The organism is Levilactobacillus namurensis DSM 19117, from assembly GCF_001434785.1.
In the GTDB taxonomy this organism is placed as follows: domain Bacteria; phylum Bacillota; class Bacilli; order Lactobacillales; family Lactobacillaceae; genus Levilactobacillus; species Levilactobacillus namurensis.
Map to the genome: position 1 here is coordinate 1 of NZ_AZDT01000058.1, position 19,468 is coordinate 19,468.

Genomic DNA, 19,468 nt, shown 5'->3' on the forward strand with positions numbered 1-19,468 from the left:
CTTCTGGGAACAGATGAGGTTCTAATAAGTGTTCGGATAATTCTTGCAATCTCCCGATCATTAAGGTGTTACTTAATCGGTTAAAAATCAACAGTCTTACGATAACAGCAAAAACACCCGAAGACAAGCGGTGTCACGGCGTTTAGCGCAAATATTACGCGCTTAATAGCAGAAACTCCGGGCTTTGCTTCGGGTGTTTGCAAACAGATTAAAACTTCACGACACGTGTAACTTAGGTGTAACAATCCCCAAAAGGCGATTTATTGCGGATCGACAGTGGGTTGTGGCTTGGTTTGGGACCATTGCTTACGAACCGGATCGATGTGCAATTTTTGCTGACATTCCGGGCAGAGGCCGTAAACTTCAACGTGATTACTGGTAATCAGGTAACCCGTCTGGGCGCTGGCCTCCTGATTGAGTTGTTGCTCGATCTGGCCAAAATCTGGGGCGAAGACGTCGGTGATCTTACCACAGTTCTCGCAGATCACGTGGTAGTGGGGCCGACCATAAAAGTCGTAACGGATGCCGCCGGTGTCGTTGGGCAGTTCGATCACGATGCCTAAATCGACCAGCAGATTCAACGTATTATAGATGGTAGCCATGCTCAGATTAGGAAATTCAGCGGTTAACGCCGTGTAAATCGTCTCAACGGATGGGTGATTATGGTGGGTGACTAAGTAAGTCAGGATAATCTGGCGTTGCGGTGTTACACGGATGTGGTGGTCTTTTAGCGTCGCTAATGCGTGCGCTAAGAGTTGATTAGAACTTTCGGATTGTGCCAAGGGTATCCCTCCTTCTTTAGAATGTCTCTAATTTGCTTCTATTAAACCACATTTCTGCTAAACGTCCAGTAATCTGCTTAATTTTAGAATAATTTTTAATTAAGCGGATTCAGGTTGCACTAAGGGTTTACTTTTGGGGTTCCGGTGGTAGAATAGATTTGTTCGTAGATAAGAATGATTCTAACTTGAATAAAAATTTCGCCGAACCGAACTTTTTATCTTGGGTTCGTGGTACGATAAATGTGCTTGTGGTGAAAACATGTAGGGGGTTGTTAGATATGGCAACAAAAAAGAAGACAGCAACGTTAGCACAAAAGATCAACGTTTTGCGGGCCAGTGTGATGGGCGCCAACGATGGCATCCTCTCCGTCGCCGGAATCGTTGTGGGGGTGGCCGGTGCGGCCACCAGTAGCTTTGCCATCTTCATCTCAGGGATCGCCGGGATGATCGCCGGAACGGTCTCGATGGCCATGGGGGAATACGTCTCCGTCAACACGCAAAAGGATTCGCAGCGTAAGGCCATTGAGACGCAAACGGTAGCGTTGGATAACGACTACGATGGCGAATATAATTTCGTGAAGAATAAGTACATTGCCAGCGGCATCAAGCCGGAGTTGGCCGACCAAGCGACGCAGGAAATGATGAAGAAGGATCCCCTGAAGACGTCCGTTCGCGAACGGTTTGGCTTTAATGTGGGCGAGTATACCAATCCGTTTTCGGCCGCGATTGCTTCGATGATTTCGTTCCCAACGGGGTCGATTCTGCCGTTACTTTCCATTACCTTACTCCCCAAGAACATTCGCATTGTCGGAACGTTCATTGCGGTGGTCGTAGCTCTGGCAATCACGGGGTACATCGCCGCAATTCTTGGGAACGCGAACCGGAAGAACGGGACGATTCGGAATGTAATTGCGGGAATTCTAACGCTGTTAGTGACCTACTTTATCGGTCGCTTATTCGCATAAGAGGGGAGTTTTGACAAATGGCTGAGAATGAAGCAATTGTGGCGAAGAAGCATCAAAGGGAACACCAAACCATGGATGAGAAACTTAACACGTTGCGGGCCGGAGTATTGGGCTCTAACGACGGGATCCTAACGGTGGTTGGGGTGCTCTTTAGTGTGGCGGCCGCGACCACCAATCAATTTACGATCTTTATCGCGGGGCTATCGGACTTGTTAGCCTGTGCCTTCTCGATGGCGTCCGGGGAATACGCCTCCGTAAGTACGCAAAAGGACACGGAAAAGTCGGTGGTTCATAAGGAAATGGCGTTATTGAAATCAGACTTTGAAGGGGAACTCCAAGCCGTCCAAGCCTTCTACCAACAACGGGGGGTCTCCGCGGAGACGTCAATGGCGATTGCGAAGGACCTGTTGAGTAAGGACGCGTTGGGGACCGTGGTATCGGTCAAGTACGATATCAAGCTAGGCCACTACATGAATCCCTGGAACGCCGCTTTCTCGTCTCTCTTCTCTGCATCTGCCGGTGGAGTCTTTCCACTGGTCGCGATGACGTTTTTGCCGAACGCTTGGCAGTGGCCCGGGACCATCATTGCGGTGCTCTTATCCGTGACGTTAACGGGATTCTTGAGTGCTAAGTTAGGCCACGGACTGGTCAAGACGGCGATTATCCGGAACGTTATCGTGGGGATCATCACCATGTTCATCCACTATTACGTGGGGCAATTGTTCTAGGTGCGCTGGGCGGCCTAGTCAGGTGACAAGCGCATAGAAGCTGGAGATGAACGCCGTGCGCGTCAAGTTGACCAGAACCAGTAATCTTTAGGCGCCAGTGATTCGAGATTAGAAACTTTATCATTGGAACGTGAGGTGCGCGCTGGAGCCGAAGACGTCCTGCTTAAGGCACGTCTGAACGCAGTTTCCTCATGATGATTCTAAGTGAACTTTAGTGGGTTTCTTACGCGATTGCCAGATTCCAAGTGTAGAATGGCCCAATACTCTGACGAAAGTGAGGAATCTTTTGGCTTGAAACGTAACAAGATGAGTTTGTTTTCATTAGTCATGCTAACGCTGAGTGCCATCATTGGGTCGGGGTGGTTGTTTGGTGCCGGAATGGCGGCACAAATTGCTGGTCCCGCGGCGATTTTGTCCTGGATTATCGGGGCAATCGTCATCGGATCAATTGCGTTGAATTACATTGAATTGGGAACCATGTTTCCCACCAGTGGGGGGATGAGCCAGTATGCGGCCTTCTCCCACGGCCCCTTGTTGGGCTTTGTCGCTGGTTGGGCGAACTGGCTATCGTTGTTAACGATTATTCCCATTGAAGCCGTCGCGGCGGTCCAGTACATGAGTTCTTGGCCGTGGGCGTGGGCGAATTGGACCCGGGGCTTTATCGCCTCGGGGAACATCACCAATCTAGGATTAGTCGTGGTGTTTCTGTTTATTTTGGCATTTACGCTGCTGAACTTCTGGTCGGTCAAGTTGCTGACCCGGTTTACCAGCTTTATTTCAATTTTTAAACTCGGAATTCCGACGTTGACCATCGTCGTTTTGTTTTTAACGGGATTTGATTCGCAGAACTTTGTCAGCCGGGCGGGCTTTATGCCGGGCGGCAGTTCATCCATCTTTGCGGCGACCACGGCCGCCGGAATTATCTTTTCCTACAACGCCTTTCAGACCACCATTAATATGGGGAACGAAATCGACCATCCGGAAAAGAACATCCTGTGGGGGATCGTGATTGCCTTTGGCATCAGTACCGTGATCTACACGTTACTGCAGGTGGCCTTTGTGGGGTCCGTGCCAGCCGCCAACCTGATGCAGGGCTGGTCCGGGGTGAACTTCCAGTCGCCCTTTGCGGACATTGCCATCTTACTGGGCTTGAACTGGTTGTCGACGCTGTTGTATCTGGACGCGTTCGTCTCGCCGTTTGGGACCGGGGTCTCCTTTGTGGCCACCACCAGTCGGGCTTTGGCCGCGATGACCGGGACCAAGCACATGCCGACCAGATTAGGCGAAGTCAACCGCAAGTACCAGACGCCACGGCGAGCCATGGTGGTCGATATGCTGCTGGGGGTGGCTTTAGTTGCCGGTTTTCGGAACTGGAGTGCGCTATCCGACGTTATCTCGACGTCCACGTTGATCGCCTACTTGACCGGGCCGATTACGGTCACCAGCTTACGGCGCCAGGCGCCCGAGTTTGTGCGGCCATTTCGGTTGCGGCACTTAACCTTTTGGTCGCCGTTTGCGTATGGCTTGGCCAGCTTGGCCATCTACTGGGCGAAGTGGCCGACCACGATTGAGGTTTTTGGGGTCATTGCCCTGGGCCTGATTTTCTACGTCTACTACGAGATTCGCCGACCGAATACTCGGGCAGCCCTCCGCGCAAGTCTACGCGGGGGCCGGTGGCTCTTAGCTGAAATGGTGTGGCTGACAGCGATGTCGCTACTGGGGAGTCACGAGTTCGGCGGGATGAACTGGATTCCGTACCCGCTCGACTTTGTGGTCGTCCTGGTGGGGAGCTGGTTCTGCTACGCACTGGGCGTCCACGACGCCTACCGGAGCGATTCACTCGACGTTGCGGTCGAGTTGAACCGCCGGGTCTCTGAAAAAGATTAAGGTAAGTAAAGCTCCTAGCCGGCTGGCTGGGAGCTTTTTTAGGCGTAAAAAAGTCTGGGATTGGAATCCCAGACGGTGTTTTGACAATATACTGGTGAAACGGGGACGCAACTGGTCTAGCGACGTTGCCAATGCCAGACGTCGCCCCGTTGTAGGAGCCCCGCGGCGGTCAGTACGGCCGTATCGAGGTTGGCGCTGGCTTCTAATTCTAAGTCGTCCAACCCGAGCTCTTCTTGAGCGAAGTGGACCAGGCGATTAACGATTTCTTGTTGTTCGTTAGCGGGGAGCTTGGGACCTGTTAGGTAGGTGCGCCCGGTTTTTTGTTGAAGGTTGAGTCGCTCAAAGCCGCCCCAGCCGACCAATTTATGGGTAGCTCGACGTTCGATGCCCCAAGTAAGTGCGGTCCGGGCCATGGTGTGTCGCATGGTCGCGTTGACCCATTCAGCGGTCTCGGCCAGGTCTTGGTGCGTGAGTTGTGAGACTTGTTTCAGCCGGAATTGCGTGAGCCAATCGAAGCGAAAGTTGGGGGTGAGGAGCGGGTGGTAGCCTTCAAAGCTTGACATAGATTAAGAATCCTTTCTAAACGTAAATTACCCCCATTGTACAGGTTATTGGGCAGAAGAGCTAGTGACTTCAACGTATCGGTTGGCCAGCTGTGCTATACTGAAAAGGGATACAGAATATTGAAAGGGGTAACAGTATGACCGAAGAGTTTTACATTGGGACCTACACCAAGCGAATTAGCCGGGGCATTTACCGGGTAAGTGTTGACACGGATGCCGCCAAGCTGACCAAGTGTGAATGGTTAGCCTCCGCTGGGAGCCCAACTTATATCGCCAAATCCAAGGCACAACGACTGTATGTTGTGAACAAGAAAGAAACGGATGGTCAGACGCACGGTGGTCTGATTATCTATGATATGACGGATACCAGTAAGCCACGTGCGATTCAACAAGTATTGGACTTAGGGTCATCCCCTGCCTATGTCTCCGTTGACGAAGGTCGCCAGCTGGTCTACACGGCCAACTATCACACGGCGGCGGTCACCGTCTATAAGATTGCTGATGACGGTTCCCTGACCCAAGTTGACCAAGTCATTGATCAGGATCCCGTAGGACCAGCACCGGAGCAGGCCGATGGGCCGCACCCACACTACGCGGATCTGACGCCGGATGGTCGGTTAGTGGTCTGTGATCTGGGGACGGATAAGGTTTACCTGTACGACGTTTCCGACGCCGGTCAGTTGACGCCGGTCAGCCACGTGGACTTGCCAGCGGGCTATGGTCCGCGGCATATCACGTTCGACGCGACCAAGGGCGTGGCTTACTTAGTGGGTGAACTGAGCAGTAATGTGGCCACGTTGACCTACGACGCTGATGCCGGTAAGTTTGCCGTTAAGCAGATTACCCACGTGATTCCAGACGACTGGACCGCCCACAACGGTTCCGCAGCCATTCGTTTGAGTGCCGATGGCCGCTTCGTTTACGTGTCCAACCGGGGCAACAATTCCATCACGGTCTTGTCCGCTGCCGATGACGGCACGTTGACGGTGATTCAACGGATCGCAACGGAAGGTGACTTCCCACGGGACTTTAACTGGACGGCTGACGAAAGCTTGGTTTTGGTGGTTCATCAAAACTCCGACAACGCCAGTCTCTTCAAACGCGATGCGGCAACTGGTAAGTTGACGTTGGCGCAAAAGGACTTCATGGTCCCAGAAGGGGTCAGCGTTCTGCCAGCTTAGAGTGGGGCACAACAATTTTAAGTTAAGACAACATAAAGCGACCGTTCGTACCTGGTAGATTCAGGTGATGAACGGTCGCTTTAAATTTACCGCCTTAACGGCTTGGAGTGATGAGTCGTTAGGAATTTTCGGGGTAGTGGTCGCGAAAATAGCGGGCCATCAGTTCAAGGTGGTGCATCAGGCTGAGGCGCTTGACCACCCCCAGGCCGGGAAAGTGGTGCTGGTCATGGTAGGCCGCGAGCTGTTGGAGGGCCGGGGTCTGGGTCTGCTCTGGTTGAGCGGGCAACCAGGCCGCCAACTTGGCAACGGCTTGGAAGAATTTTTCCTTAGGGTGCTTGAAGTCGGCCCGGTCGTCCGATACGAAGCGGTGAATCCGTAACTGGTCATGAACGAAGTAGGTCACGTGCAGGGTCACGGCACGCGCAGGATAGCCGTGTTCGCTGTAGTGGCTGCCGCCAATCGTGTAATCGCTGAACCCCTGGTAGCCCCGAAGCGCGGCCAGTTGCCAATCATCGCTGAAGAAACCATCAGTCAGGTTGGCATAGGTCTGGTCTTTGTCAGGGAACCACGCGTGGTCGTACAGGCTAATCTGGGGCCGGTCCAGCAATTGCCGAATGCGAGCTTCCGGGGGGACCAAGAGGTAGTCGGGCTGCGTGGTCGTCAGCCAGTGGGCGTGCTGTGCCGCGGTAAGTTCGTCGTATTGGCGTGCAATCAAGAGGGTTCGTTGACCAGCCGGGGCCATCAGGTCGGCCGCGGTGGTGGTCGGCGTCAGGACGTGGCCTAAGATCAACTGGGGGTGGTGTTGCCAAGAGGTCCAGTCGTGCAGTTTCTGCTGGGTCAAGCCGTAGTCGCTGACGGTGGGGTTGGTGATGACCACCAGGGGATGGTTGTGTGCCAGAAAGGCCGCAATGGTCTGGGGTAAGGCCTTGATGTCCCGTACGGGTTCGATGATGGGGATGATGTTGGCGGGAAGCGTCTGATCTTGGGCGATGGCTTTGAGGGCCTGCAGGTCGAATTGGCGACCGCGAAAGTAGGGAAAGTAGATCATGAGGAAGCCTCCCGGAGTCGTTGCAAGAGGTCGTGGTTCTCTAAGGCCAAAGCGTCGACTTCCGATTGCAGGGCCGTGACGGCGGTGGCTTGGGTGTCGGCCATGAAGCGGTCGTAGAAGTTGTGGTCTGGGTCGTACACGTCATAGTGCAGGTGGCGTTTCTTCAATTCTTCGTAGAGCCGTTCGGTACTGTACTGCTTCAGCCCCGTGGCCATTTGTTTGGCCTTGAAGACTTCGCGGGCCTGCGAGGCGATGAACCGGGTCAGCAGTTCGTGGGCGGGAACCCGTAGGCCTTGGTGGCGCGGTGGCCGTGCCACGGTCAGGTAACCCGGCGTTGCGGGGGGTTCCGTGGCGGTCGCCAGGAGTTGCGGGTCGAACGGCCGGTAGAGCAGGACCCCAATCTTAGCAGGAATCTCGTCGGCAACTTCCTGGTAGAGCTTGAGCGGTAAGACGAAGTAGTTATAGTGGCCGACAAAGGAAAGCTTGGCGTGTGAGTGAAAGTCACTCTTGGTGACCTTCAGTTCGTAACAACGCCATTCGATGGTCCCGTCGGCTAGTGCCTGGTAACTCAGCGTGTCGACGATTCCCTGGTCGTCGGGCATGGTGACCTCTTCGACCGCGGTCGCGCCGGCTTCCCGACAATAAGCGTAGAGGGTGTGCTCCATGGCGAGCGTTAAGTTTGTTTTCAATTTGACGCCTCCGAATTCCAAAAATGCTGCAGGGCTGGTCCTAATTGTTCGGACCGGTAGAGTCGTTGATAGTGCTGCCAGTGAGGGGGGTAGAGCTGGGTGTAGCGGGGAGCGGTGAAACGTTGGTCCATCAGTAAAACCACGCCCACGTCATGGGCTCCCCGAATCAGGCGACCGGCAGCCTGAAAGACGTTGTTGAGGCCGGGCAACTGGTAAGCAAACGCGAAGCCGGGCTGGTCGTGACTGTCGAAGTAGTCGCGAATCAGGTCGGTCTCTGGATTGATTCCGGGGAGTCCGACGCTGACGATGCCTACGCCGATGAGCCGGTCGCCTTTGAGGTCGATTCCTTCCGAGAAGATGCCGCCCAGTAACGCAAAGCCCACTAACGTTGTGGTAGGGGTCGGCTGAAATTGGTCGAGAAAGGCGGTTCGGTCGGCTTCGCTCATGGTTGCTTGTTGCGCCACGGTGTGGATGTGGGGGTAGGCCAGGTTAAAGGCGGCGACCACGGTCAACAGGTAGTTGTAAGAGGGCAAGAAAATCAGGTAGTTGCCCGTTTTAGCGTCGACCAGGGTCTTGATGGCGACCAAGATCTTCGCCAGGTTGGCTTGGCGTTGTTTGTAGGTGGTCTGGATATAGTTGGTGATGAACAGACCTTGATGCTGGGGCGGAAAGGGGGAGGTCAGTCGGTAAGCCAAGCTGTCCGTACCCCCACCCAAAACGGTCTGATAATAGTCCAGGGGGGAGAGGGTCGCGGAGAAGAGAACGGCGCCGTGACCCAGGTCGAGGCTGTCCGCGAGAAAGGCACTGGGGTCCAAGCAGAGTTGTTTGAGGACGATGTTGCCGTCCGCTAAGGTCAACCGCATACGGTAGGTCTCATCGTAGAATTCGCCGATTCGTTGGTAGCTGATGGCCGCAAAGTAAACGTCTAGGAGGGCCTTAGTGAAGGGCGTCTGGGGTTGGTCGATCAGCCAATCGTGGGTGGCTTCGATGAAGCGCCCCAACTCGTGATCGATTTCTGCAGGGGGTGAGAGAAATGTGCTGTCGGTCTTTCCTGCCGACCGTAAAGGTGCGCAGATATCATCGAAGGTCTGACGCAGGTCACGGATCCGTTGGCGGAGCTTCCGACTGACTTGCGGGGCTCCGGTACTGAGCTCGAGCAAGTGGTCCAGGGGCCGGCTGGCGATAGCAGCGGAGTACATCTCCCGGGAACGGGCGACCAAGTTGTGGGCTTCGTCGATGAGAAAGAAGTTGTCGGGATCGCTGGTGGCAAAGAACCGTTGGAGGTGGACTTGAGGATCGAACAGGTAGTTGTAGTCCCCGATGACCACGTCACACAGGAGGCTGGCGTCCAGCTGGAACTCGAAAGGATCGAGGGTGTGCTTGCGCGCGTAGGTCTCGATGACTGGCCGGGTCAGCTGGTCGTTGTGTTGAATCAGGTCGACCAGTGCGGGACGGAGACGGTCGTAGTAGCCCAGCATGTAGGGGTTCTCTTCGGGTGTGAGGTCGGCTTCTTCGGGGAACTGAATCTTCTCTTTGGCAGTTAGAGTGATGCTCTTCAGCTGTAGCCCTTGTGTGGCCATCAGTTGAATGGCGTCTTCGGCCACACGCCGGGTGCTTTGTTTGGCGGTCAGGTAGAAGATCCGCTGGATGACGCCTTCACCGATGGCTTTGATGGCTGGAAAGAGCGTGGAAATGGTCTTGCCGGTCCCCGTTGGCGCCTCGGCAAAGAGGTGTTGCTGACTGAGAATCGTCTTGTAGACCGCAACGGCGAGTTCCCGTTGACCGGGACGGTACTGGTCGAAGGGAAAGGTCAGTGCTTGAATGGTAGGGTCGCGCCGTTCGCGGAGATCGTCGCGGAGTTTCAGCCAGGTGATGTAGGCGTCGATGACCGTTTGGAAGAAGGCGGCGGCCGCTTGCCGGTTGATGGTCTGGCTGTTTTGAGTCGTGGTGTCGTTGCTGGTCTGGTAGTAGGTCAGGGTCAACGTGATGGTCTGTAGGTCGGGGAATTTATGAAATAAGAGGTGGGCGTACAGCTTGACCTGGGCCCAGTATAGGGTGACCTTGTTGGCCGGAAGTTGGTCGAAATCCCCGTCGGAGGTTTTGATCTCTTCGATCGTAGCGGTGGTCTCGCCTAACGTGACGCCGTCGGCCCGGCCGTGGAGTAGGTACTCGTGGCCCCGGAGCGTTAACGGCAGGTCGAGGTAGTATTCCTTTTGGTAGTCATCGGCCCGTTGCTTCTGGAGTCGGCGGTGGATCTTAGCGCCCAGTAGTGCGGTATTTTGACTATTGCTGGTGGCACCGAGGTCACCGGCGCGCAGGGTGAATTCAACTAATTCACGAACACCAAGTTTGATGGGCATCCGGACGCCTCCTTAATGACGAAATTTTGAGTTTAAACGAAAAGCATAACACGCGTATCATACCATATTTTGGGTGGAGATTGAACAGACGTTCGGGAGAAGAAAAGGGGCTTGGCAACCATTGTGAAATCGCTTACAATGTAAGTAGAGGTGATCAGAAATGAAGACCATTGGATTCCCATTGTATGAAGAAACGCCCCAAATTGACGAGGCGCCCGCGATGCAAAAAATTTGCCAGAACTATACTGGTAAAGTGTTGATCAAAGTACAAGATGCCGAAATCGATCCTAGTGAAGCGACTGAAATTGCGCAACTCAAGGACTATGGCGGTCACTTCGTCACGGTAACGGCTGAGGGACCGGATGAAGCCTTACTGGCCGCCGCCGTTCACCAACAGTTGGCTAAGGACAAGTACAGTTACTAGCCGACTTGACGCCCTTAGAAAAAGTCGCTAAGCTCAAAGAGCAGCAAGACTGGAGGGTGTCAGATGACACAAGCACAGGTTGACCGGCTCTGCGAGATTGCGCCGAAGTACGGCTTGCAGTTGAAGCATCAGGGAACGATCATTACAGAAATTAACGGGGCGCCCACGTCTTTTGACGCCAGCACCTATATGCCTGACCAGTTCGTCGATCTCTTAGCGCAGATGATTGCGACTAAGATGAAGGCTGATTTGTGGCAATGGCAATAACCTAAACGAAAATACGCTCGCGACAGCTAATCCTGTTGCGAGCGTATTTTTTGATTGGCTGCTTAAGCTTCTTCCCAACGGTCAAAGTCTTGGGTATGGTTCCCCAGGTAGGCAATGGCCTCTTGAGCGAGTTGCTGACTTTCACCGGTCAGATCTTTGGCGAGATTGGCGTCAATATCGGCCTCATCGCGCAGAAAGCCGGTGGCGAGTTCCAGGTACTTGGTCCGTCGACCGACCCCGTGATCGTTGAAGAGCTGGTCGAGACCGGTTAAGTCGGGTTGTCCAGCGGTTGCGACTTGCTTAGCGAGGTCGGGTTGGCGACCTAGCTTCGTTGCGGCATAGTCCATCAGAAAATCATTCATATCCACGATGATATCGTGCCGTGCTTTCTTTTCATTCTTTTTTGCCACTTCAAATCACCTCACAAGTCAATTCTAGCCATTTTGATCAGCGGGCGCAATTGTGGACCCACGATAAGGGAAGATAGCGACGCATCTGACTTAAAACGGGAGGAAGTTGGGCAAGCCGAACAATGCGCAAACGTTGATATAAAAACAATTATAGCGACCTTGGCAACATTTACCTAAAATTTACACGATTGCGACAATTAATATATATTGGTCGGCTAGAATGTGTCTTGTAAGTTAAGGGGAGGTACCACAGCGTTCGCTACCTAGCTTACGATGTGGTAAATCCACTATATCTAATAGACATGGAGTGACAGGGATGAATAAAGGAACAAAGTTAGCAATGGGGATTGCTGCGATGAGTTTATTATTAGTTGGTTGTGGCAAGGCTACCAGTTCAACTAGCAGTAGCAAGTCTAGCAGCAATGAAGCATTATCCGGAAAGGTTACGGCCGTGGGGTCAACGGCGTTACAACCATTAGCTGCCAAGGCCGGTTCCCAATTTACGGCGAAGAACAGCAAAGTTAACTTGACGGTTCAAGGTGGGGGTTCCGGAACTGGGTTGAGCCAAGTTCAATCCGGCGCCGTTTCCCTGGGAGATTCCGATATTTTCGCAGAAGAAAAAGCCGGAATCAAGGCCAGTGAATTGACCGACCACAAGGTAGCCGTTGTCGGCATGGGCCCCGTGGTCAACAAGGATGCCGGGGTTAAGAACTTGAAGATGTCGCAATTGAAGGGCATCTTCACGGGTAAGATTACGAACTGGAAGATGGTTGGTGGGAAAGACCAAAAGATTGTGATCATCAACCGGGCCCAAGGTTCCGGAACCCGAGCAACGTTTGAAAATGCCGTCTTGAAGGGTGCTTCAGCGGTGAAGTCCCAAGAACAAGATTCTAACGGTGCCGTACAAAAGATTGTGGCCACCACGCCAGGTGCGGTCAGTTACTTAGCCTTCTCTTACTTCACCAACAAGTTACAAGCTCTTTCCGTTGATAATGTGACGCCAACGGATAACAACGTTGAAACCAACAAGTGGAAGATCTGGTCTTACGAACACATGTACACCAAGGGTAAGCCTGACAAGGCAACCGCTGCTTTCTTAAGCTACATGACGTCTAAGGACGTGCAAAACAGCTTAGTTAAAGACATGGGTTACATCAGCATTCACGACATGAAAGTTTCTAAGGATGCTAAGGGAACGATTACGCAAAACTAAGCTCGCTTAGTTGAGATACCAGTGAAGGTGCAAAATGGGCACCTTCACTTTTTTTAAGGGGGAGTCATCTCATGGAACAAACAAATTCAGACTTAAAACCAAACGATGCCCGCACCGATGATTGGACGGCGCGGTTACACCGGGCGACCCGGGCGACGCGTGAAGATTGGCTAGGTCGGGGCATCAGTTACTTATGCATTGGGGTCATTATCTTAGTCGTGGCGTCAATGCTGTGGTTCATCACGTCCAAGGGAATTGCGACGTTTACGCAGAACCACGTGAACTTGTGGAAGTTCATCTCGGGCACCAACTGGTCGCCGAACCAGGGTCAGATTGGGGCCTTGCCCATGATTGTGGGGTCCTTTGCGGTCACCTTTGCCGCCGCGATCGTGGCTACTCCGTTTGCGGTCGGAACGGCCATCTTTATGACCGAAATCGCGCCGAATAAGGGACGGAAGTTCTTACAACCCGTCATTGAACTTTTGGTGGGGATTCCATCCGTTGTTTACGGGTTTATTGGCTTGGCGGTGGTGGTCCCGTTCATGCGGCACCTGGTCGGTGGGTCCGGCTTCGGGATTATCTCGGCGACCTTCGTCTTATTCGTGATGGTGTTGCCGACGATTACCACGATGACGGTCGATAGCCTGCGTGCTGTGCCGCGGTTCTACAAGGAAGCCTCCCTGGCGTTGGGGGCGACCCGGTGGCAGACGGTGTCGCGGGTGATCCTGCGCGCAGCCACACCGGGAATTTTGACAGCAATTATCTTTGGGATGGCCCGTGCTTTTGGGGAAGCTTTAGCCGTCCAGATGGTGATCGGGAACGCGGCGATTATGCCTAAGAACCTGATCTCACCAGCCGCAACGTTGACCAGTCAGTTGACGACGGGAATCGGGGATACTATCGATGGAACGTTACCTAGTAACGCCCTGTGGTCTTTGGCGTTGATCTTGCTGTTGATGTCACTATTCTTTAACGCATTGGTCCGGTTGATTGCTAAGAGGGGGCAACTGAGTCATGAACGCTAAACAAAAAGATTTTCTCGCCACGATTACCATTAACGTGATTGTGGCTGCAGTGGTCGGCATTCTGTTTTTCTTGCTGGCATACATTTTAATTTCGGGGTTACCCCACGTGAGCTGGTCCTTCTTAACAGGGACCACGGATTCCTTCAGTGGTGCTGGTGGAATTGGGGTCCAACTCTTCAACTCGTTTTACTTACTGGTTTTAACCATGTTGATTTCCATTCCCATTTCCTTGGGTGCCGGGATCTACTTGGCGGAGTACGCGAAGGACAATTGGCGAACGCACTTGATTCGCTCCGCCATCGAAGTCCTCAGCTCACTACCTTCCGTGGTGGTGGGGCTGTTCGGCTTCTTGCTGTTCGTGGTCAAGTTTAAGATTGGGTTTTCCGTCATTTCTGGGGCCATTGCCCTGACGTTCTTTAACCTGCCACTGTTAACCCGGAACATCGAAGAATCCTTGAGTGCAGTTCCGCGTAATCAGCGGGAAGCGGGCTTGTCGTTGGGAATGTCGAAGTGGAAGACGGAGATTGGCATTATTCTCCCGGTGGCCTTACCCGGAATCGTTACGGGAGTTGTGTTGAGTGCCGGTCGGGTCTTTGGGGAAGCGGCGGCGTTGATCTACACGGCGGGTCAGAGTGCGCCGGTGACCAACTTCGCTGATTGGAACCCCATGGATGCGGCCAGTCCGTTAAATCCTTTGCGTCCCGCCGAAACACTTGCGGTGCATATTTGGAAGGTCAATACGGAAGGTTTGGCCAACAATGCGGCCCAGCTTTCTGCGGCGGCGTCCGCCGTGCTGATCATTGCGGTCTTACTGTTTAACTTGGGCGCGCGGGTATTGGGGAACTACCTGTACCGGCGGGTCACGGCCAGTAAGTAAGGGGGAGTCCACATGTTAAAAGAGTATTCATTTGAAAAGACGGCCATTCAGACCTTTGCCGATAATGTCCCTTTAGCGTTACGGACGGAGGACATGCAGGTCTTTTACGGCAGTAACCACGCCATGCACGATGCCAGTCTGAGCTTTCCGAAGAACCAGATTACGGCCTTGATTGGGGCCTCAGGTTCCGGGAAGTCGACGTACCTGCGTTCGTTGAATCGGATGAACGATGGTATCGCGACGGTGACCGGGAAAATCTGGTATCACGATGTGGATATCAACGAACCTGACGTGAACATTTACGAAATTCGGCGGCACATCGGGATGGTGTTCCAGCGGCCGAATCCGTTCTCCAAGTCGATTCGGGAGAACATCATCTACGCCTTGCGGGCGGAAGGCATCAAGGATAAGCAGGTCCTAGCAGAACGGGTCGAGCGCAGTCTTCGCGGGGCGGCGCTGTGGGACGAAGTCAAGGATAACCTTGATAAGAGTGCCCTGGCTTTATCTGGGGGGCAACAGCAACGACTCTGCATTGCACGGTCGATTGCCATGGAACCCGATGTTTTGTTGCTGGATGAACCCTGCAGCGCCTTGGATCCCATCTCAACGGTCAAGGTCGAAGAGACCCTAGCCGAGTTGCGGAAAAAGTACACGATTATTATCGTGACGCATAATATGCAGCAAGCGGCGCGAATCAGTAGCCAGTGTGCATTCTTCCACTTGGGTCACGTGATGGAGTACACGCCAACGGCCACCATGTTCAGCAATCCGCAAATTCCCGTGACCCAAGATTATATTTCTGGTAGCTTCGGATAGATTTGGGAAGCCGGATCTTCCAATCTTAAAAAGTTAGTCTGTGGCTCATCGGTGACGTCAATCGCCCACCCTGCTTCGTGCAGGGGGTGATTGGCGTTTTTTGTGTTTCGGTCTTGATTATGGGTTTTCCAAAATGGAAGAACGCACCAAAAAATGGTCACCAGAATGGATTTTCGCATTCTGGTGACCATGTGGGTTAGGATCAATGGTGCATTTTGAATTCCAGGTACCGGTCGTTGTAAGTTTGCACCACGTTGGGTGATAAATCACGATAGATCTGGAGGTGACGAGTCGTTTGACGGGTCGGATAGAACTGCCGGTCGTTCCGAAGCGTCTTGGGAAGCAGGGCCTTAGCCCGTCGGTTCGGCGTCGCATAACCAATGTACTCGGCATTTTGAGCCGCGTTGTCTGGCCGACTCATGAAGTTCAAGAAGGCGTAGATGGCGGTGTAGTGCTGGGCGGACTTGGGGATGACTAAGTTGTCAATCCACAAGTTACTCCCTTCGCTCGGAACGACGTAGTGGAGGTGGCGGTTGTGACTCAGCATTTCCGCCGCTTCGCCGGACCAGTCGACCGCCACGGCGGCCTCATCTTGAATCATGTACATTTTAATTTCATCCGCAACCACCGCCTTCACGTTGGGACTCAACGCGTTCAACTTGTGGGTAGCCGCCCGTAAAGTTGCGGGATTGGTGGTGTTCATGGAATGGCCTTGTTCGGCTAACGCCATCCCCAGGATATCACGGGCGGAATCGATCAGCATGATCTGGTCGCGGTACTTAGGGGACCAGAGTTGAGACCAGTGAGTCAGACTGCCCGGCTTTACGAAGCGGTCATTGTAGATGATTCCTAGGGTTCCCCAGAAGTAGGGAAGCGAGTAGGTATTGCCCGGGTCGTATGATTTATTGAGAAACATGGGGTCGTAGTTGGTCAGGCCAGTTAAGCGACTACGGTCGATGGGCTGCAGCAGGTGGGCCTGCTTGAGCTTGCTGACCATGTAGTCACTGGGAACGGTCAGGTCGTAGTGGGTGCCGCCCTGTTTCAACTTGGTAAACATGGCTTCGTTGCTGTCGAAGGTTTCTACGTTGACGTGGTAGCCCGTTTCCTTTTGGAACTTGGTAAGCAGTTGGGGGTCGATGTAGTCTCCCCAGTTATACAGATTGAGGACCTTGGCACCGGTACTGCCGCTGGAGGTGGTCAGCGTGTGACTGGTGTAAGCCAGTAGGCCACAGACGCCCAAAAGCAAGGCCACGATGGTCAATAGACGCTTCATAATGTCGCCCCCTGACGCTTATTTTTCCGGCGATGATGCCGCTGCTGGAGCCAATAGTAGCCGGCGACCAGCAGTAAGGAGAAGAGAAACATCACCCCGGAGAGAGCGTTGATTTCGAGGTCGATTCCTTGGCGCGCCCGGGAGTAAATCTCAACGGACAGGGTGGAAAAGCCGTTTCCCGTAACGAAGAAGGTCACGGCAAAGTCGTCCAAAGAATAGGTCAACGCCATGAAGAACCCGGTGAAGATTCCCGGGGCGATGAACGGAATGATTACCCGGGATAGGAGTTCTTTAGTGGTCGCCCCCAGGTCCTGGGCCGCCGCCAGCATCGCGGGCCGCATTTCCCGTAATCGGGGCAAGACCATCAAGACCACGATGGGAATCTCAAAGGCAATGTGGCTCAGGAGAACGGAGCCAAAGCCTAAGGGCAGCTTGAGGGTGGTGAAGAAGATCAAGAAGCTGGCCCCGATGATGACGTCGGGAGAGACCATCAGAATGTTGTTAAGGTTCAACAACACATCCCGGGTGACGCGTTTAGACGTCCGGTGGATGCTCAGAGCCCCCAGTGTGCCAATTAGCGTCGCGATGAGGGCGGACAATAGGGCGACTAGCAAGGTATTGGCCACGATGGCCAACATCCGGGGGTCGGCAAAGAGGTCCGCGTAGTGTTTCCAGGTGAACCCGTGATAGTTGGTCATGGTGTCACCCGCGCTAAATGAATAGACAATGAGATAGATGATGGGGACGTAAAGAATGATGAAAATCAAAATAAGGTATGCTCGAGATAACTTTTTCATCGTGGGAACCCCCCTGGTTGGTCATGGTCGTTGGTCAGTTGCATCACGATAATCATGGCCAGAATCAAAATCACGCCAATCGTTGACCCCATCCCCCAGTTCATGGTGGTCAAGAAGTGTTCCTCAATCGCGGTCCCTAAGGTGATGACCTTGTTTCCGCCAATCAGACGCGTCAGCATGAAGAGGGATAGCGAGGGGATGAAGACGGCTTGGACGCCCGCCTTGACCCCGGGAAGCGTTAACGGAAAGATGACGCGACGGAAGGTTTGCCACCGGGTGGCGCCGAGGTCGAGACTGGCGTTGACGTAGGCTGGGTTGAGGTCGTCTAAGGCGTTATAAATGGGCAAGATCATGAATGGAATCTGGATATAGGTAGCCACGAAGATGAAGCTGGCGTTGGTGAATAAGAGCTGGTGCGGGCCAATGCCGATAAAGCGCAAGAAGTTATTGGCCATACCAGCTTGACTGAAGATGCCGATGAAGGCGTAGGCCTTAAGTAAGATGTTGATCCAGGTGGGGAGGATGACCAGCAACAGCCAGAATTGACGATGCTTCAGTTGATGAAGCACGTACGCCGTAGGATAGCTGATGATTCCGGTGAACAGGGTGATCAGCAGGGCGTACCAGATGGAGTTGGCCGTCATCTTTAAGTACACGCCGGATTGAAAGTAGGTCGCGTAGTTGTTCAGGGGAAGTTGGTGGTCTAAGTTGAAGAAAGATTGGTACACGATCAAGGCGACCGGCGCAATCACGAAGAGGACCAGCCACAGACCGTAGGGGAGAAAGTAGCCCCAGTTTTTACGGTTGGTCATGGTCGGCGTCCTCCGTTCCTTCGTAAGTCCCCAAGCGGGCGTCGAATTCCGCTTCCTTTTCGTGGAGCCGCATTACGTGGAGGTCCTGTGGCCGGAAACTGATGCCGATGGTCTCCCCATCTTCGGCAGGATTGACCGAGTGGATCAACCAGCTGTGGCCCCGGGTATCCGTCGCCGCAATCTCATAGTAGTCTCCCCGAAAGAGTTGCGTGTCGATGGTCATGGTCAACTTAGCGTGCGCTAAGTCAGTTAGGGTGAGGTCTTCGGGACGAAGTACGACCTCGACCGGTTCGTCGGTGGGGATTCCCGCGTCGGAACACTCGAACTGTTGGCCGTTGACCACGACTTGGAAGTCGGCGACCATCTTGCCGGGCAGAATATTACTTTCGCCGATGAAGTCCGCGACAAAGTGGTTGATGGGTTCGTCGTAGATGTCGACGGGGGTCCCGCTCTGAAGGACTTCCCCGTTGTTCATCACGAAAATCTCGTCACTCATCGCGAGGGCTTCTTCTTGGTCGTGGGTTACGAACAGAAAGGTGATGCCCAGTCGTTGTTGGAGGTCGCGCAATTCGTATTGCATTTCCCGGCGGAGCTTCGCATCCAGAGCCGAAAGGGGCTCGTCTAAGAGGAGCACGCGGGGCTGCATGATGATGGCTCGAGCGATGGCGACCCGTTGTTGTTGGCCCCCGGAGAGGGCACTGATGGCGCGATCCTGATAACCGGCTAAACGAACCAGCTTAAGGGTCTGGTCGACTTTTTGGGTGATTTCTGATTTCGGGCGCTTTTGCAGGGTCAGACCGAAGGCGACGTTTTCCGCGACGGTGAGGTGGGGGAATAGCGCGTAGTCTTGGAAGACCGTGTTCACGTTCCGGTGGTTGGCGGGAACGTCGTTGATGCGGTGACCGTCGAATAGGACGTCGCCGGAAGTGACCTGGTTGAAGCCGGAAATGGTCCGTAGAATCGTGGTTTTCCCACAACCGGAGGGACCTAGTAGGGTGTAGAACTTTCCGGGTTCCAGGGTAAGGTTGATATTTTTTAAGATGGTATGGTCTCCGTAGCGTTGAATGACGTGACGGAGTTCGATAATTGGCTGACCCATTGGACAACCCCCTCTGTAAGAATTTCGATGGCGTTGAGGGTGGTAAACCCCTTACAGCTCTATTGATTATAGCGGGTTTAGTCCTAAAAATAAACCGGCAACTAAGCAGAAATTGGGTCGAGACGGGGTGGCAGTCAACCCACTTAACCGGTACGTGGCTAAGTGACATCCCAACCGGATTCCCCCGCGGTAGCAATCGCGCTTAGTTGGGGCAATTGACCGTAGCGGGATCACGCGGGGAAGCCTATAATC

Annotated in this window: 20 protein-coding genes; 10 read left to right on the forward strand and 10 right to left on the reverse strand. The window is 53.6% G+C overall.

The window, feature by feature from the left end; all coding sequences use genetic code 11:
• Nucleotides 1-260 precede the first annotated feature (260 nt).
• Complete coding sequence (locus FD30_RS08470) at nt 261-782, reverse strand: Fur family transcriptional regulator (protein WP_056944663.1); 522 nt, start codon at nt 780-782, stop codon at nt 261-263.
• Nucleotides 783-1,060: 278 nt separating this feature from the next.
• Here FD30_RS08470 and FD30_RS08475 point away from each other — a divergent pair, with 278 nt between their 5' ends.
• The 3 genes from FD30_RS08475 (at nt 1,061) to FD30_RS08485 (ending at nt 4,362) form a co-directional block, all read left to right on the forward strand.
• Nucleotides 1,061-1,747 carry a VIT1/CCC1 transporter family protein gene (locus FD30_RS08475; protein ID WP_056944664.1) on the forward strand — a complete coding sequence of 229 codons (687 nt, stop codon included), beginning with the start codon at nt 1,061-1,063 and terminating at the stop codon, nt 1,745-1,747.
• Nucleotides 1,748-1,764: 17 nt separating this feature from the next.
• On the forward strand, nt 1,765-2,475 hold the full coding sequence (locus FD30_RS08480; RefSeq protein ID WP_056944665.1) for a VIT1/CCC1 transporter family protein: 711 nt from the start codon (nt 1,765-1,767) through the stop codon (nt 2,473-2,475).
• A 252-nt stretch (nt 2,476-2,727) separates the two neighbouring features.
• Nucleotides 2,728-4,362, forward strand: coding sequence for an APC family permease (locus FD30_RS08485; RefSeq protein ID WP_056944666.1), 1,635 nt, complete (start codon nt 2,728-2,730; stop codon nt 4,360-4,362).
• Nucleotides 4,363-4,478: 116 nt separating this feature from the next.
• Here the strand turns inward: FD30_RS08485 and FD30_RS08490 are convergent, their stop codons facing one another.
• The gene (locus FD30_RS08490) at nt 4,479-4,925 is read right to left on the reverse strand and encodes a GNAT family N-acetyltransferase (RefSeq protein WP_056944667.1); all 447 of its coding nucleotides are present in this window, start codon (nt 4,923-4,925) and stop codon (nt 4,479-4,481) included.
• 137 nt (nt 4,926-5,062) lie between these two features.
• Here FD30_RS08490 and FD30_RS08495 point away from each other — a divergent pair, with 137 nt between their 5' ends.
• Entirely contained in the window at nt 5,063-6,106 is a 1,044-nt protein-coding gene (locus tag FD30_RS08495; RefSeq protein ID WP_056944668.1) for a lactonase family protein, read from the forward strand.
• Between the two features lie 118 nt (nt 6,107-6,224).
• On the opposite strand, the gene FD30_RS08500 is transcribed toward FD30_RS08495, so the two are convergent.
• The 3 genes from FD30_RS08500 to FD30_RS08510 are packed head-to-tail and all read right to left on the reverse strand — an operon-like array spanning nt 6,225 to nt 10,203.
• Nucleotides 6,225-7,154 (reverse strand): sce7725 family protein, encoded by a 930-nt coding sequence (locus tag FD30_RS08500; RefSeq protein WP_056944669.1) that lies wholly within the window; start codon nt 7,152-7,154, stop codon nt 6,225-6,227.
• Complete coding sequence (locus FD30_RS08505) at nt 7,151-7,843, reverse strand: hypothetical protein (RefSeq protein WP_056944670.1); 693 nt, start codon at nt 7,841-7,843, stop codon at nt 7,151-7,153. The genes FD30_RS08500 and FD30_RS08505 overlap by 4 nt, the downstream gene beginning before the upstream one ends.
• Nucleotides 7,840-10,203, reverse strand: a complete 2,364-nt coding sequence (locus tag FD30_RS08510) for an ATP-dependent DNA helicase (RefSeq protein WP_056944671.1) — start codon at nt 10,201-10,203, stop codon at nt 7,840-7,842. Before FD30_RS08510 ends, FD30_RS08505 begins: the two co-directional genes overlap by 4 nt.
• 160 nt (nt 10,204-10,363) lie before the next feature.
• On the opposite strand from FD30_RS08510, the gene FD30_RS08515 reads away from it, so the two are divergent.
• A complete protein-coding gene (locus tag FD30_RS08515; RefSeq protein ID WP_024746690.1) occupies nt 10,364-10,627 on the forward strand; it encodes a PTS sugar transporter in 264 nt (87 codons plus the stop codon).
• 63 nt (nt 10,628-10,690) lie between these two features.
• On the forward strand, nt 10,691-10,894 hold the full coding sequence (locus FD30_RS08520) for a hypothetical protein (RefSeq protein ID WP_024746691.1): 204 nt from the start codon (nt 10,691-10,693) through the stop codon (nt 10,892-10,894).
• Between the two features lie 62 nt (nt 10,895-10,956).
• On the opposite strand, the gene FD30_RS08525 is transcribed toward FD30_RS08520, so the two are convergent.
• Nucleotides 10,957-11,304: a hypothetical protein gene (locus FD30_RS08525; protein ID WP_024746692.1), complete on the reverse strand. Its 348-nt coding sequence runs from the start codon at nt 11,302-11,304 to the stop codon at nt 10,957-10,959.
• Between the two features lie 316 nt (nt 11,305-11,620).
• On the opposite strand from FD30_RS08525, the gene FD30_RS08530 reads away from it, so the two are divergent.
• From FD30_RS08530 to pstB, 4 genes are all read left to right on the forward strand, one after another.
• On the forward strand, nt 11,621-12,517 hold the full coding sequence (locus FD30_RS08530; protein WP_056944672.1) for a phosphate ABC transporter substrate-binding protein PstS family protein: 897 nt from the start codon (nt 11,621-11,623) through the stop codon (nt 12,515-12,517).
• A 71-nt stretch (nt 12,518-12,588) separates the two neighbouring features.
• On the forward strand, nt 12,589-13,542 hold the full coding sequence (pstC, locus tag FD30_RS08535; protein WP_056944673.1) for a phosphate ABC transporter permease subunit PstC: 954 nt from the start codon (nt 12,589-12,591) through the stop codon (nt 13,540-13,542).
• Nucleotides 13,532-14,419 carry a phosphate ABC transporter permease PstA gene (gene pstA, locus FD30_RS08540; protein ID WP_056944674.1) on the forward strand — a complete coding sequence of 296 codons (888 nt, stop codon included), beginning with the start codon at nt 13,532-13,534 and terminating at the stop codon, nt 14,417-14,419. The genes pstC and pstA overlap by 11 nt, the downstream gene beginning before the upstream one ends.
• A 12-nt stretch (nt 14,420-14,431) precedes the next feature.
• Nucleotides 14,432-15,235, forward strand: coding sequence for a phosphate ABC transporter ATP-binding protein PstB (gene pstB, locus FD30_RS08545; RefSeq protein ID WP_056944675.1), 804 nt, complete (start codon nt 14,432-14,434; stop codon nt 15,233-15,235).
• A gap of 202 nt (nt 15,236-15,437) precedes the next feature.
• On the opposite strand, the gene FD30_RS08550 is transcribed toward pstB, so the two are convergent.
• The 4 genes from FD30_RS08550 to FD30_RS08565 are packed head-to-tail and all read right to left on the reverse strand — an operon-like array spanning nt 15,438 to nt 19,216.
• Nucleotides 15,438-16,508 carry an ABC transporter substrate-binding protein gene (locus FD30_RS08550; RefSeq protein ID WP_056944676.1) on the reverse strand — a complete coding sequence of 357 codons (1,071 nt, stop codon included), beginning with the start codon at nt 16,506-16,508 and terminating at the stop codon, nt 15,438-15,440.
• Nucleotides 16,505-17,305, reverse strand: coding sequence for an ABC transporter permease (locus FD30_RS08555; RefSeq protein ID WP_056944677.1), 801 nt, complete (start codon nt 17,303-17,305; stop codon nt 16,505-16,507). The genes FD30_RS08550 and FD30_RS08555 overlap by 4 nt, the downstream gene beginning before the upstream one ends.
• On the reverse strand, nt 17,302-18,117 hold the full coding sequence (locus FD30_RS08560) for an ABC transporter permease (RefSeq protein WP_056944678.1): 816 nt from the start codon (nt 18,115-18,117) through the stop codon (nt 17,302-17,304). The genes FD30_RS08555 and FD30_RS08560 overlap by 4 nt, the downstream gene beginning before the upstream one ends.
• Nucleotides 18,104-19,216, reverse strand: a complete 1,113-nt coding sequence (locus FD30_RS08565; RefSeq protein ID WP_056944679.1) for an ABC transporter ATP-binding protein — start codon at nt 19,214-19,216, stop codon at nt 18,104-18,106. Before FD30_RS08565 ends, FD30_RS08560 begins: the two co-directional genes overlap by 14 nt.
• Nucleotides 19,217-19,468: the final 252 nt, after the last annotated feature.

Coding starts and splice junctions, on each gene's coding strand:
- FD30_RS08475 (WP_056944664.1), top strand. CDS start 1,061: ATGGCAACAAAAAAGAAGACAGCAACGTTAGCACAAAAGATCAACGTT.
- FD30_RS08480 (WP_056944665.1), top strand. CDS start 1,765: ATGGCTGAGAATGAAGCAATTGTGGCGAAGAAGCATCAAAGGGAACAC.
- FD30_RS08485 (WP_056944666.1), top strand. CDS start 2,728: ATGGCCCAATACTCTGACGAAAGTGAGGAATCTTTTGGCTTGAAACGT.
- FD30_RS08490 (WP_056944667.1), bottom strand. CDS start 4,925: ATGTCAAGCTTTGAAGGCTACCACCCGCTCCTCACCCCCAACTTTCGC.
- FD30_RS08495 (WP_056944668.1), top strand. CDS start 5,063: ATGACCGAAGAGTTTTACATTGGGACCTACACCAAGCGAATTAGCCGG.
- FD30_RS08500 (WP_056944669.1), bottom strand. CDS start 7,154: ATGATCTACTTTCCCTACTTTCGCGGTCGCCAATTCGACCTGCAGGCC.
- FD30_RS08510 (WP_056944671.1), bottom strand. CDS start 10,203: ATGCCCATCAAACTTGGTGTTCGTGAATTAGTTGAATTCACCCTGCGC.
- FD30_RS08515 (WP_024746690.1), top strand. CDS start 10,364: ATGAAGACCATTGGATTCCCATTGTATGAAGAAACGCCCCAAATTGAC.
- FD30_RS08520 (WP_024746691.1), top strand. CDS start 10,691: ATGACACAAGCACAGGTTGACCGGCTCTGCGAGATTGCGCCGAAGTAC.
- FD30_RS08530 (WP_056944672.1), top strand. CDS start 11,621: ATGAATAAAGGAACAAAGTTAGCAATGGGGATTGCTGCGATGAGTTTA.
- pstC (WP_056944673.1), top strand. CDS start 12,589: ATGGAACAAACAAATTCAGACTTAAAACCAAACGATGCCCGCACCGAT.
- pstA (WP_056944674.1), top strand. CDS start 13,532: ATGAACGCTAAACAAAAAGATTTTCTCGCCACGATTACCATTAACGTG.
- pstB (WP_056944675.1), top strand. CDS start 14,432: ATGTTAAAAGAGTATTCATTTGAAAAGACGGCCATTCAGACCTTTGCC.
- FD30_RS08550 (WP_056944676.1), bottom strand. CDS start 16,508: ATGAAGCGTCTATTGACCATCGTGGCCTTGCTTTTGGGCGTCTGTGGC.
- FD30_RS08555 (WP_056944677.1), bottom strand. CDS start 17,305: ATGAAAAAGTTATCTCGAGCATACCTTATTTTGATTTTCATCATTCTT.
- FD30_RS08560 (WP_056944678.1), bottom strand. CDS start 18,117: ATGACCAACCGTAAAAACTGGGGCTACTTTCTCCCCTACGGTCTGTGG.
- FD30_RS08565 (WP_056944679.1), bottom strand. CDS start 19,216: ATGGGTCAGCCAATTATCGAACTCCGTCACGTCATTCAACGCTACGGA.